The organism is Massilia oculi, from assembly GCF_003143515.1.
Taxonomy (GTDB): Bacteria; Pseudomonadota; Gammaproteobacteria; order Burkholderiales; family Burkholderiaceae_D; genus Telluria; species Telluria oculi.
In genome coordinates this window covers 4,461,501-4,473,076 of sequence record NZ_CP029343.1, presented here as the reverse complement: position 1 = coordinate 4,473,076, position 11,576 = coordinate 4,461,501, and the positions used below count along the sequence as shown (strand labels likewise).

Sequence of the window (11,576 nt, the reverse complement as noted above, 5' to 3'; positions counted from 1 at the left end):
AGGGACCGCGGACGGTTCGATGATTACTGCAGCGGCTGGCTACGGAAGTGGTCGCCCTCTTCGCTGTCGTCCATCTCATGGTGATGGCCGCCCGCGCCATGCACGTGGCCGTGCTGGATTTCCTCGGCGGTGGCCGCGCGCACGTCGACCACCGACAGCTCGAAGCGCAGCGCCATGCCGGCCAGCGGGTGGTTGCCGTCCAGGACCACTTTATCTTCAGCAATCTCGGTCACGGTGAAGACCACCGGCTCATCGTCGCCGCCTTCGGCCACGCCTTCGAACTGCATGCCGACTTCGATCGGCTCCGGCAGGCGCGCGCGCTCTTCGACCTTGACCAACTCTGGCTCGTAGTCGCCAAACGCATCGTCCGGTTCCACCTGGATCGTCGACGAATAACCGACTTCCTTGCCGTCGAGTTCTTCTTCGATCTTCGGCAGGGTATTCTCGTAGCCGCCGTGCAGGTAGACCATCGGCTGCACGCCTTCTTCGATCAGGTTGTTCTGGGCATCCGACAGCTTGTAGTTAACCGTCACGACCGTGTCTTTGGCAATCTTCATCGCACATCCTTTCGTTGTAAGGGGCCGATTATACCCCCGATGGGTTCCCCACCTTGTCCGGCTGGTTATAATGACGCATGAAAAAATTACCGCTTCTCGGGAATCTCACTCCCGCCGAGTTTCTGCGCGATTACTGGCACAAGAAACCGCTCCTGATCCGTGGCGCGATCCCCGGCTTCAAGCCCCTGCTCAAGTTCGAAAAACTGGCCGAGATGGCGCGCCAGAATCACGTCGAATCGCGCCTGGTCACCCAGCGCGAAGGCAACTGGGACATGCAGCACGGCCCGCTGACCGAACTGCCTCCGCGCACCGAGCCCAATTGGACGATGCTGGTCCAGGGCGTGAACCTGTACGACGAGCGCGCCGACGAGCTGCTGCGCCAGTTCCGCTTCGTGCCCGATGCCCGCCTGGACGACCTGATGATCAGCTTCGCCACCGATGGCGCCGGCGTCGGTCCCCACTACGATTCCTACGACGTGTTCCTGCTGCAGGCCCACGGCAAGCGCCGCTGGAAGATCGGCTCGCAGCAAGACCTGACCCTGGTCAAAGGCTTGCCGCTCAAGATCCTGGCCAATTTCAAGCCCGAAGAAGAATTCGTGCTCGAACCAGGCGATATGCTGTACCTGCCGCCGCATTACGCCCACGACGGTATTGCCGAAGGCGAATGCATGACCTATTCGATCGGGTTCCGCTCGCCTTCGTTCCAGGAATTGGGCGAAGCCTTCCTGCAATTCATGGCCGACTCCATCGATTTGCCTGGCCGTTATGGCGACCCGGAATTGAAGCCAGCCAAGAACCCGGCCGAGATTCCGCGCGATATGCTGGACACCGTCACCGAAGAATTGAACAAGGTGCGCTGGGACGAGGAAGACGTGACCGTGTTTCTGGGCGAACACATGTCCGAGCCCAAGCACAACGTGTTCTTCACCGGTCCGGCGAAACCGCTGACCGTGGGCCGCTTCATGGAAACCGCCGCCAGGCGCGGCATCAAGCTGTCGAGCAAGACGCTGATGCTATACCGCGGCAAGCACGTCTTCATCAACGGCGAATCGTTCGCCGTCGGCCGCGCCGACAAGGCGGTGCTGGACGTGCTGGCCAATGAGCGCCGCATCGATGGCGCCGTGCTGGACAAGGCGACCGACGACGTGCTCGAAGCCCTGTACACCTGGTATCAGGACGGCTGGGTCGAGCTGGGCTGAAGGACGAGGTGTCGATGAGCGAACCACGCACGATTGCCTTCGACACCCGCCTCGACTGCGAGACGCACTTTCTCGCCTGCATCGAAGCGGCCCAGGCCACCCTCGCCGTCTTCGATCCGGATGTCGCGGTTTTTCCACTCGGCAGCACCAGCTTCGACACCGCGCTGCGGGCCTTTCTTGCCCGCGGCGGCCGGCTGCGCCTGGCGCTGCACGATCCGTCCCACATCGAACGCCATTATCCGCGCTTCTTGCGCCTGCTGCGCGACTACGGTCACCTGTGCGAGTGCCGGCAGACGCCACGCAGCCTGCGCCAGCTCACCGATTCCTTCGGTATCGGCGACGACCGGCACATCGTGCGTCGCTTCCACAGCGACCATCTGCGTGGCGAGGCGCGCTTCGACGATCCTCCCGCCTGCGAACTGTCGCTGCACCGCTTCGAGGCCATCTGGCAAGAGTCACATCCGGCATTGCAAATGTCCAGAACCGGCTTATGATCGCGCTCGATAATTGCACTGGAAACGCCGGATAGTTACCGATCGCCGTGTTTCTTAGCCAGGTTGCATCTTGTAACAATATGAAGCTTATTCATCCTCAAATTTCTTTCGCTGCGGCATGTGTTCGCTATTGCGAAACTGTAAAATTGTCTATAATATCAATCAGGAAGGTTCCGTTGCGTCTATGGCGTTAACGCTATTTTTGAAAGCACGAGAATTCCACCGAGAAATAATTACCGATAATTATTAATCGCAACAAGTGTTCGACTCTTGTAAATACTAAGGAAAATCATGAAAAAATCCCTGCTGATCGCCTCCCTGTTCGCTGTTACCCTGGCTGCTTGCGCTAAGAAAGAAGAAGCTCCAGTCGCACCAGCTGCTACCGAAACCCCAGCAGCTGTCGCACCAGCTGACGCAACCGCTACCCCAGCTGCTGACGCAACCGCACCAGCTGCTGCTGCTGACGCTGCTGCCGCTGACGCTGCTGCTGCTGCCAACACCGCAACCGACGCAGCTGCTGCTGCTCAAGGTTCGGCTGAGCAAGCTGCTGACGCTGCTGCCACCACCAAGTAATTCGTTACTTCGGTAAGAAAGACCGGCCTGCGGGCCGGTTTTTTTACGCCTGTGGATATCATTGAATCGACGTAGGGTGGACGGCGGGCCGTCCACCCTACAAAAAACCGGCCACGCGGGCCGGTTTTTTTGCACGAGGCGAAGATTACTTCAGCTCGGTATGCAGCAGGTTCAGGATCTTGCCCGCGGTCGGCGAAGTATCCGCCTGGCCTTCGTTGTTCTGCACGGTGACCTTGCTGACGTTGGCGCCCTGCTCGGTCTTGACCAGCACGCGGTAGCGCTGGGCTTCCTTGAGTTCGTCTTCCGACTTGCCGCCCCACGAGAACAGGCGCTTGAAGAAGCCGTCCTTCTGCTCGGCCGCGTCCGGATCGACGTAGCGCACGAAGTAGATGCCCTGCACGCGGTCGCGGTCCTCGACGGTGAAGCCGACGCGGTCCAGCGCCAGGCCGACGCGGCGCCAGGCGCGGTCGAAGCCTTCGTCGACCTCGACCGTGTCGCCCACCAGCTTGGCGTGCTGCGGCGCCACCGGTGCGTTGGCGACCGTCGCTTCGGCCGTCGCCACTTCCTTGGTGCCGGTCAGCATCGCGACCATGCGGCCCAGGAATTGCGATTCCAGGCCAGGATCGTTGGGGCGCGAGGTCCAGGTGGTGGTTTCGTTCTGCGGGCCGGTCAGCACTTCCTCGGCGCCGCGGTGGCTGACCCAGATCTCGGTCGAGCCGTCCGGCAGGCGCTCGAGGCGGGTGCGGAACTTGTCGCGCTCGCCGGTCGAGTAGGCGCGGTCGAACACGCGGCCGATCGCGTTGCGGATGAAGTCTTGCGGGATCTTCGAACGGTTCTCGACCCAGGCGGTTTCCATGGTGCCGGTCGTGGCCGACTCGGTCTCGATGGCGAAGCCCTGCTCTTCCCAGAACTGGCGCAGCTGCGGCCACAGCTGTTCCGGGGTCTGCTTGACCACCAGCCAGCGCTGGTCGCCGTTGCGCTGCACGCTGACCGCATCGGTCGAGATCGGTCCGATCTGCTGGTTGCTCGCCACGGCGCCGGGGACGAAGCCGCCGCCCGTGCCGGCGGCAGCCGCCGCCGCCTGGCCCGACGCGGTGGCGACGCCACGGCCGTCGGGGATGGCATAGCGGTTATCGCGCTGCAGCTTGGTCAGATCGGGCGGCACGTCCAGCGGCGCCGCTTTCTTGGCGCCCTTGTAATCGACCTTGTCGCCTTCGAAGATGGTGGTGCAGGCCGCCAGGCTGAAAGCGAGCGCGGTCAGCGTCAGCACGCGCGCGGCAGCAGGAGCGGAAACCAGGGGCGAGAAATTGGAACGCGCGGAGTTGAATCCCGAGTACTTGCTTTTAGTCATGTCGTTCGATATCAGGTCAGGAACCCGAACCCTCGCGGGCCCGGGATTAGGAATGGACGCCGGCTTCCACCAGGGCGGCGCGCACGGTTTCGTGGTACTGGGCGGACAGCGGCGCGAGCGGCAGGCGCAGGCCGGACGGCATCATGCCCATGTCGGCCAGCGCCCACTTCACCGGCACCGGGTTCGGTTCGACGAACAGCTTGGCGTGCAGGCCCAGCACGCGGTTGTTGATCTCGACCGCACGGGCGACGTCGCCGGCCATCGCGGCCACGCACAGTTCGTGCATCGCGCGCGGGGCGACGTTGGCCGTCACCGAGATATTGCCGGCGCCGCCGCAGAACATCAGGGTCATCGCGCTCGGATCGTCGCCCGAATAGACGGCGAACGATTTGTCGACCATCTTGAGCAGCTCGATGCCACGGCCGATGTTACCGGTGGCGTCCTTGATGCCGACGATATTGTCGATCGGCGCCAGGCGCGCGACGGTCTCGTTGGCCATGTCGGCCACGGTGCGGCCCGGCACGTTGTACAGGATGATCGGCAGGTCGACGCTTTCCGCGATGGTGCGGAAATGGCGGTACATGCCCTCTTGCGTCGGGCGGTTGTAATAAGGAACGACCTGCAGCGAGGCATCGGCGCCGCATTCCTTCGCGTGGCGGGTGAGCGCAATCGCTTCCGCGGTCGAGTTGCCGCCGGTGCCGGCGATGACCGGGATGCGGCCGGCGACGTGATCGACGGCCAGCTTGACGAGTTCGCAATGCTCTTCAGGCGACACGGTGGCGGATTCGCCCGTCGTGCCCACGATGACGATCGCGTCGGTGCCTTCCGCGACGTGCCAGTCGATCAGCTTGCGCAAGGAATCGCGGTCAAGACTGCCGTCTTCGAACATCGGAGTGACGAGTGCTACGATACTGCCCTTAATCATAATCTTGGCCGTGCCATTCATTAAAAAATCTGATTGTAGCGGATAGCCCGCCCCTATGGTTCATTCCTGACCACAATATGGTCGAGCCGAGCCTCGGTTTTGGCAAATGCCGGGCCGGCCGCGCACAGGCGCTGTACCTGGGCCGGATGCGGCCGCTCCACATGGCCGTCCTCGTAGGCCAGCACCTGCAAGCCACCGTCGTGCGCCAGCCCCAGCAGCTCGCCGGGCGCCAGCAGGAAGGCAGGATTGGACGGTTTCCCGTAGATCTGGTTCCCCTGTGCGAACGTTTCGTAGATCAGGATGCCGTCCGGCCGCAGGCTGGCCGCCAATGCGGCGAACAGGGGCCGGTGCAGGTAATTGGTGACGACGATCGCCGCAAAACGTGCCGTCCCGAAGGGCCAGGGCGCACCCTCGGCCTCGAGGTCGTAGGCCATCGTCGTGACGTTGTCCCCCGCGCTGGCGGCCAGCGCCTCGGGCTTGAGGTCCAGCGCCAGCACTTGCAGGCCGCGCGCCGCCAGCAGGCGCGTGTGGCGGCCATTGCCGCAAGCCAGGTCGAGCGCCTCGCCCGGCGGCGCCAGCGAAACGAAGCGCTGCACCCATGGCGAAGGCGGCAGCGTCTGCATGTTTACGCGTGGGGCGCCGGCTTGCATCGGTTCAGAACAGCACGAAGGTGAACGGCAGGACCATCAGGTCCACGATCCAGCGGCCCAGTTGCATCACCGGCACCACCCAGTAGCCCACCAGTTGCAGGAACACCAGGCCCAGCACGATGAAGAAGCCGTAGGGCTCGATGCGGGCGAATTTCCAGGCCAGGCTGTTGGGCAGCATGCTGGTCAGCACCCGGCCGCCGTCCAGCGGCGGGATCGGCAGCAGGTTGAAGGCCATGATCAACAGGTTCGTCAGGATGCCGGCCTCGGCCATGCGGCGCGGGAAGGCTTCGCTGACGCCGAAGAACACCAGCAGCGCCGCGAACAGCAGCCACAGCGCGGCCATGATCAGGTTGGCAATGGGACCGGCCAGCGCGACCCAGGCCATGTCGCGCTTCGGATTGCGCAGGCGGCCGAACTCGACCGGCACCGGCTTGGCATAGCCGAACACGAAAGGCGTGAACAGATACATCATGATCGGAATCACGATGGTGCCCCAGATGTCGACGTGCACCAGCGGGTTCAGGCTCATGCGGCCCTGGGAATAGGCGGTGTTGTCACCGAAAAATTTGGCGGCGTAGGCGTGGGCGGCTTCGTGCAGGGTAATCGCAAAAAGGACGGGCAGCGCGTAGACGGCGATGTTGCGTATCGTTTCATCCATAAGGGGGATTCTATCAGAGCCCGGTACGCACTTGTCCTGTGGAATTCTTAAGCCCGCTTATCGACCCTGCATCACAGGCCGAATGCCGCCGGGTCGCCCCTGCCCTCGCGCACCAGCTCCGGCTCGGGGCCGGTCAGGTCGATGACGGTGGTCGCCTCCAGCATGCCGGCGCCGCCGTCGATGATCAGCTCGATCTGCTTTTCCAGGCGCTCGCGCACTTCTTCCGGGTCGGACAGCATGTGGTCGTCGCCCGGCAGTTGCAGGGTGGTGCCGATCAGCGGCTCGCCCAGTTCTTCGAGCAGCGCCAGCGTGATGCGGTTCTCGGGCACGCGCAGGCCGATGGTCTTGCGCGACGGGTGAGACAGGCGGCGCGGCAGTTCGCGCGTCGCCTCCAGGATCACCGTGTAAGGACCCGGCATCGTGGCCTTGAGCAGGCGATATTGTGAATTGTCCACGCGCGCATATTGCGCGACCTCGGACAGGTCGCGCACCAGCAGGGTCAGGTGATGCTTGTCGTCGACGCCGCGGATGCGGCGCAGCTTGTCCACCGCCGCCTTGTCGTCCAGGCGGCACACCAGCGCATACGCGGAATCGGTCGGCAGCGCGACGATGCCGCCGCTGCTGACGATCTGGGCCGCCTGCTTGATCAGGCGGGCCTGGGGATTTTCGGGGTGGATCTGGAAATATTGGCCCATCTGGACGTCCTTGATTGATTAACGCAGTTGCTGGAGCGCGGCGATGCGCTGCTCCATCGGCGGGTGGGTCGAGAACAGCGCGCCCCAGCCGCCGCCGCCGCCGGAAATGCCCGACGCGGCCATCGACTGCGGCAGCGCGCCCGGCGCGAGGCCGCCCAAGCGGGCCAGCGCATGCTGCATCGGCACCGGGCTGCCCATCAGTTTTGCAGCGCCGGCGTCGGCGCGGAATTCGCGCTGGCGCGAGAACCAGGCGACGATGATCGAGGCCAGCAGGCCGAACACGATTTCGAGCACGAACACGCTCGCGTAGTAACCGATGCCGGGGCCCTCGCCCTCCTTGCGGAACAATACCTTGTCGACAAAGAAACCGACCACACGCGCCAGGAACACGACGAAGGTATTCACCACGCCCTGGATCAGGGTCAGGGTGACCATGTCGCCATTGGCGATGTGCGCCACCTCGTGGCCGAGGACGGCTTCGACCTCGTCCTGGTTCATGCTCTGCAGCAGACCGGTGGAGACGGCGACCAGCGCCGAGTTCTTGAATGCGCCCGTGGCGAAGGCGTTCGGCTCGCCGTCATACACGGCGACTTCGGGCATGCCGATGCCGGCGCGCTCGGACAGGCGGCGCACGGTCTGCACCAGCCACTGCTCGGTCGCATTCGTCGGCTGCTCGATGACGCGCGCGCCGGTCGACCACTTGGCCATCGGCTTGCTCATCAGGAGCGAGATAAAGGCACCCGTGAAGCCGATCACGATGGACATGACGGCCAGGGCGGGAATGTTGAGCCCTTGCGCGGACACGACACGCCCCAAGCCGAGCAGGTTCATGACCAGCGTCAGCACCAGCACGACGGCAAGGTTGGTGGCAAGGAACAGCACAACGCGCTTCATGGCGGACATCTCCTGAAAATTGATGACAGGATGCCAATGTTGGGCTGGGCTGCGGAAAATTCAAGGCCCATCCATTGGCGGGCCGCGCCGGACTTCCTATCGCTGCAGGAAAAAACGCAATATCTCGCGCGAGGCATTCGGGCCAAGCGCATCGGTATGCGAACCGGCCGCATCGCCGCCTGCCCAGGTATGGCCGGCGCCGTGCACGACCCAGTGCTCCGCCATCGCCCGCCCTTCTTCGTCGCGCCAGGTGCGGTGGGTAGCGCGGCGCCCGCCCTGCGTCGTCTCCGTTTCGCTCGCCTGCAGCGGCGTGGCGCGCAGGCCGGCGTGGGCGCCGACGAATTGCTTCAGCACCGCTTCGCCATTGCCCTGATTGACCACGTGGTCGGCGTCGCCATGGAAGACGATCACCGGCACCGCCTCGCGCAGGCTGCGCGCGCGGCCCGGCTTTTTCATCGCTTGCAGGCCCGTGATCATGTCGCGCGCGCTGCCCGCCGGCAAACCGGAATGGACGCCGATCGCGGCGAACAGCTCCGGATACTCGGCCCCGAGCACCGCCGCCATCGCGCCGCCGGCCGACATGCCGGCCACGAACACCTGCGACGGCTCGGCATCGAATTCGCGCATCACGTCACGCGTCATGCCGGCCAGGATGCCGGGTTCGCCGGCATCGCGCGCCTGGTGGCCCGGCTCGAACCAGTTCCAGCAACGGTTATGGTTGGCGCGGCCATCCTGCTCGGGATACAGCACCAGGAAGCCGAACTCTTCGGCAAGCGCGTTCATGCCGGTGCCGACCGCGAAATCGTCCGGGTTCTGGGTGCAGCCATGCAGCATGACGACCAGCGGACGGCGTGCCTCGGCCGGTTTCGCGGGAATGTACAGCTTGTAGCGGCGGCTGCCCGCCTCGCCGCCGTGACTGCCCGCGATGAAGCGGCCCGGCAGCCGGGACGGCGACTTTGTCGCCGGGCGGGGCCGTGACTTCGGCAGGCTCCAGGCCGGCGGTGGATTGAGGTCGACGAAGTCCGGTTCTTGCGATGGCGTCGCGGTTTCCTGCTGGGGCGTGAGAAGGCCGGCCTGGGCCAGCGCCTGCTGGATGATGTCGGTGGCGGCCTGCGGATCGCGCGCCTGCACGCGGCGCGCCGATTCCATCATCTTGCCGATGAACTGTTCATAAGGTTTCATGTTGGTCTTCCTGGGTCAGGATTGAATGCGGTCAGCCAGTGCTTCGCGCACGGCTGGCGGTGCGATGAAGGCGCCAAGGACCTGGATCGAGGCGATGGCCTCCTGGGCCAGTGCGGCCGGTACGTCGTCCTCGATGAGCGCCAGGCCCAGCACGTGAATTTCGAGCCGCTGCCCCGATGCCACGAGTTCAGTCAGCTCGCGGCGGGAATAGCGATACATGCCCATCACATAGCGCTTGCGGGTCACGGTCTGGCGAATTGCGTCAGCGTGGACCTGCAGCTGATTGCGAATCGCCGTCCGTACGAAGTCGGTCCGATTGGAATAAAAGCCCTCTTCCACCAGCAGGTCGAGCTGGGCCAGATCCACCAGGCCCACATTCACCGTAACCTTGTCGCTGTCGGGAAGTCGTTGGGATTGGCTGACAGTCTTCATCGCGATTTATACTCCTCATATACTCTGATTGGAGTATAGGACGTATTGCTCACCTGTGCCGGATCATCAGAACTTTATTCTTCGACGTTGCCAATAAGACAAAACCCGCCATCGGCGGGTCGATCGAAAGGACTGGTTTTTCAGAACCAGTCGTGCCAGACCGGCGTCACGCCGGACGGCAGCGGCGGCAATTCGGCGAACTCGACCCGCGCCTCGCCCGGCGCATGGAAATCGGTGCCGCGCGAGGCCAGGAAGCCGTAGCGCCGCGCCACTTCGGCATAGGTCTGGTACTGGTCCGGCGTATGGCTGCCGGTGACCACTTCGATGGTCCTGCCGCCCAGCTGGCGGAACTCGTCGAACAGGATGCCTTCGGCGGTGGGGCTGAAACGGTAACGCCCTGGATGCGCGATCACGGGAATGCCGCCGGCGTCGCGGATCCAGCCCATCGCCTCGGCCAGCGTGGCCCAGCGGTGCGGCACATAGCCGGGCCGGCCTTCGGTCAGGAAGCGGCGGAACACCTCGGAGGTGGTTTCGCACACGCCGATCTCGCACAGGAAGCGGGCGAAATGGGTACGCGACATCAGGTCGGGATTGGCGACGTAGCGCAGCGCGCCTTCGTAGGCGCCGGGAATGCCGGCCTGCTCCAGCTGGGCCGCCATCTCGCGCGCGCGCTGCTCGCGGCCGTTGCGGGTCGCGGCCAGGCCGGCGACCAGGGCCGGATTGTCTTCGTCGACCTGCAGGCCGACCACGTGCACGGTCTGGTTGGCCCAGGTGACCGAGATCTCGACCCCGGCCACGAAGCGCATGCCCAGATCGCCCGCCGCCTTGCGCGCGGCCTTGATGCCGCCCAGCTCGTCGTGGTCAGTGAGCGCCCACACGTCGACCCCGCCCTTGCGCGCATAAGCCGCCACGTCGGAAGGAGCGAGCACGCCGTCGGAGACGGTGGAATGGCAGTGGAGGTCGACTGTGAGCATGGGCGCAATGTGGTATCTGGAACGACACATTGTACGCGCATTTGTCTGCCCGCTATCGCGGTTCCAGCCGCACGCCCAGCCGCGCGGCGAACGCACGAAACGCCGGCGTCGCGAAGCCGTCACGCCACACCAGGCAGGTATCGAGGCGCCCCAGCGGCAGGGTCGTCAACGAAGCCGGCGCCCCGCCCAGCGCCAGCACGCTGACCGGCAGGACCGTCACGCAGGCGCCGGCGGCGACGCAGGCGATCATCGCGTGGTAGGAGCTCATCTCGTGCACTCGCCAGGCCGGGTCGCGGGCGACGCCCAGCCGGTCTTCGGCCAGGCTGCGATAGGTGCAGCCCTGCGGGAAGGCGGCCAGCGACCGCGCCGTCACCTTGCGGGCGTCATCGACGCCGGCTTCGCCGGGCGACATCAGCAACAGCAAGTCCTCGACCCAGACCGGCGTCGCGCGCAGGCCCGTCTCGGCCAGGTCGGCCAGGTCGGCGCCGCCATCCGCCAGGGCGGCGAAGGCGCAATCCAGCGCACCGGTCTCCACCTGCTCGATGAGCTGGCGCGACGGGCCGGTGCGCAGCGACAGCCGTGTGGGCGGATGGTCGACGTGGAAAGCGGCCAGCACGTCCGGCAAGCGGCTGGCCGCCGTGCTTTCCATGCTGCCAATGCGCAGGACGCCGCCCGAAGCGCCGTTCGACACGACCTGCCGCGCCTCGTCTTCCAGCGCCAGCAGGCGTTCGGCATAGACGCGGAACTGCTGGCCCGCCGCCGACAGCGCGATGCGCTTGCCGGTGCGCACGAACAGTCCGGCGCCGAGGTCGGCTTCCAGTTGCTGGATCCGGGTCGTCACATTCGATGGCGCCCGCCCGAGCCGCGCCGCGGCCTGCGTAATGCTCAGTTCCGCAGCCACCATGCAAAAAATGCGTAAAGATTCAGTTTCCATATCTCTTTTCTCAAAACAGAATGATACCATCACTTCATTCTCCAATTGAGAATAACAC

At 64.7% G+C, this 11,576-nt stretch carries 14 protein-coding genes; 3 read left to right on the top strand and 11 right to left on the bottom strand.

The genetic code is table 11. The annotated features are described in order from the left end of the window. Positions 1 to 23 precede the first annotated feature (23 nt). Entirely contained in the window at positions 24 to 557 is a 534-nt protein-coding gene (locus tag DIR46_RS20185) for an FKBP-type peptidyl-prolyl cis-trans isomerase (protein ID WP_109346842.1), read from the bottom strand. Between the two features lie 77 nt (positions 558 to 634). Here DIR46_RS20185 and DIR46_RS20180 point away from each other — a divergent pair, with 77 nt between their 5' ends. The 3 genes from DIR46_RS20180 (at position 635) to DIR46_RS20170 (ending at position 2,823) form a co-directional block, all read left to right on the top strand. Then, positions 635 to 1,756: a cupin domain-containing protein gene (locus DIR46_RS20180; RefSeq protein ID WP_109346841.1), complete on the top strand. Its 1,122-nt coding sequence runs from the start codon at positions 635 to 637 to the stop codon at positions 1,754 to 1,756. 14 nt (positions 1,757 to 1,770) lie between these two features. Beyond that, the gene (locus DIR46_RS20175) at positions 1,771 to 2,250 is read left to right on the top strand and encodes a DUF7931 domain-containing protein (RefSeq protein ID WP_109346840.1); all 480 of its coding nucleotides are present in this window, start codon (positions 1,771 to 1,773) and stop codon (positions 2,248 to 2,250) included. Positions 2,251 to 2,541: 291 nt separating this feature from the next. After that, a complete protein-coding gene (locus DIR46_RS20170; RefSeq protein WP_109346839.1) occupies positions 2,542 to 2,823 on the top strand; it encodes a hypothetical protein in 282 nt (93 codons plus the stop codon). A gap of 145 nt (positions 2,824 to 2,968) precedes the next feature. On the opposite strand, the gene bamC is transcribed toward DIR46_RS20170, so the two are convergent. From bamC to DIR46_RS20120, 10 genes are all read right to left on the bottom strand, one after another. After that, complete coding sequence (bamC, locus tag DIR46_RS20165; RefSeq protein ID WP_109346838.1) at positions 2,969 to 4,174, bottom strand: NlpB/DapX family lipoprotein; 1,206 nt, start codon at positions 4,172 to 4,174, stop codon at positions 2,969 to 2,971. A gap of 46 nt (positions 4,175 to 4,220) precedes the next feature. Beyond that, a complete protein-coding gene (gene dapA, locus DIR46_RS20160; RefSeq protein WP_109348090.1) occupies positions 4,221 to 5,099 on the bottom strand; it encodes a 4-hydroxy-tetrahydrodipicolinate synthase in 879 nt (292 codons plus the stop codon). 53 nt (positions 5,100 to 5,152) lie between these two features. Further along, positions 5,153 to 5,722, bottom strand: a complete 570-nt coding sequence (locus DIR46_RS20155) for a class I SAM-dependent methyltransferase (RefSeq protein WP_229446326.1) — start codon at positions 5,720 to 5,722, stop codon at positions 5,153 to 5,155. A 31-nt stretch (positions 5,723 to 5,753) separates the two neighbouring features. Then, positions 5,754 to 6,407 carry a site-2 protease family protein gene (locus DIR46_RS20150; protein ID WP_109346836.1) on the bottom strand — a complete coding sequence of 218 codons (654 nt, stop codon included), beginning with the start codon at positions 6,405 to 6,407 and terminating at the stop codon, positions 5,754 to 5,756. Positions 6,408 to 6,478: 71 nt separating this feature from the next. Further along, the gene (locus DIR46_RS20145; RefSeq protein WP_109346835.1) at positions 6,479 to 7,102 is read right to left on the bottom strand and encodes an L-threonylcarbamoyladenylate synthase; all 624 of its coding nucleotides are present in this window, start codon (positions 7,100 to 7,102) and stop codon (positions 6,479 to 6,481) included. Between the two features lie 18 nt (positions 7,103 to 7,120). Beyond that, the gene (gene htpX / locus DIR46_RS20140; RefSeq protein WP_109346834.1) at positions 7,121 to 7,996 is read right to left on the bottom strand and encodes a protease HtpX; all 876 of its coding nucleotides are present in this window, start codon (positions 7,994 to 7,996) and stop codon (positions 7,121 to 7,123) included. Between the two features lie 96 nt (positions 7,997 to 8,092). Further along, complete coding sequence (locus DIR46_RS20135) at positions 8,093 to 9,178, bottom strand: extracellular catalytic domain type 1 short-chain-length polyhydroxyalkanoate depolymerase (protein ID WP_109346833.1); 1,086 nt, start codon at positions 9,176 to 9,178, stop codon at positions 8,093 to 8,095. Positions 9,179 to 9,193: 15 nt separating this feature from the next. Continuing rightward, positions 9,194 to 9,610 (bottom strand): ribbon-helix-helix domain-containing protein, encoded by a 417-nt coding sequence (locus DIR46_RS20130; protein ID WP_109346832.1) that lies wholly within the window; start codon positions 9,608 to 9,610, stop codon positions 9,194 to 9,196. A gap of 140 nt (positions 9,611 to 9,750) precedes the next feature. Next, complete coding sequence (locus tag DIR46_RS20125; protein ID WP_109346831.1) at positions 9,751 to 10,584, bottom strand: 3',5'-nucleoside bisphosphate phosphatase; 834 nt, start codon at positions 10,582 to 10,584, stop codon at positions 9,751 to 9,753. Between the two features lie 52 nt (positions 10,585 to 10,636). Next, positions 10,637 to 11,518 carry a LysR substrate-binding domain-containing protein gene (locus DIR46_RS20120; protein ID WP_205289012.1) on the bottom strand — a complete coding sequence of 294 codons (882 nt, stop codon included), beginning with the start codon at positions 11,516 to 11,518 and terminating at the stop codon, positions 10,637 to 10,639. Positions 11,519 to 11,576 lie beyond the last annotated feature (58 nt).

Bases quoted from the DNA above. Each gene is read 5' to 3' on its own strand.
- DIR46_RS20185 (WP_109346842.1), bottom strand. From the start codon at position 557: ATGAAGATTGCCAAAGACACGGTCGTGACGGTTAACTACAAGCTGTCG.
- DIR46_RS20180 (WP_109346841.1), top strand. From the start codon at position 635: ATGAAAAAATTACCGCTTCTCGGGAATCTCACTCCCGCCGAGTTTCTG.
- DIR46_RS20175 (WP_109346840.1), top strand. From the start codon at position 1,771: ATGAGCGAACCACGCACGATTGCCTTCGACACCCGCCTCGACTGCGAG.
- DIR46_RS20170 (WP_109346839.1), top strand. From the start codon at position 2,542: ATGAAAAAATCCCTGCTGATCGCCTCCCTGTTCGCTGTTACCCTGGCT.
- bamC (WP_109346838.1), bottom strand. From the start codon at position 4,174: ATGACTAAAAGCAAGTACTCGGGATTCAACTCCGCGCGTTCCAATTTC.
- dapA (WP_109348090.1), bottom strand. From the start codon at position 5,099: ATGATTAAGGGCAGTATCGTAGCACTCGTCACTCCGATGTTCGAAGAC.
- DIR46_RS20155 (WP_229446326.1), bottom strand. From the start codon at position 5,722: ATGCAGACGCTGCCGCCTTCGCCATGGGTGCAGCGCTTCGTTTCGCTG.
- DIR46_RS20150 (WP_109346836.1), bottom strand. From the start codon at position 6,407: ATGGATGAAACGATACGCAACATCGCCGTCTACGCGCTGCCCGTCCTT.
- DIR46_RS20145 (WP_109346835.1), bottom strand. From the start codon at position 7,102: ATGGGCCAATATTTCCAGATCCACCCCGAAAATCCCCAGGCCCGCCTG.
- htpX (WP_109346834.1), bottom strand. From the start codon at position 7,996: ATGAAGCGCGTTGTGCTGTTCCTTGCCACCAACCTTGCCGTCGTGCTG.
- DIR46_RS20135 (WP_109346833.1), bottom strand. From the start codon at position 9,178: ATGAAACCTTATGAACAGTTCATCGGCAAGATGATGGAATCGGCGCGC.
- DIR46_RS20130 (WP_109346832.1), bottom strand. From the start codon at position 9,610: ATGAAGACTGTCAGCCAATCCCAACGACTTCCCGACAGCGACAAGGTT.
- DIR46_RS20125 (WP_109346831.1), bottom strand. From the start codon at position 10,584: ATGCTCACAGTCGACCTCCACTGCCATTCCACCGTCTCCGACGGCGTG.
- DIR46_RS20120 (WP_205289012.1), bottom strand. From the start codon at position 11,518: ATGGAAACTGAATCTTTACGCATTTTTTGCATGGTGGCTGCGGAACTG.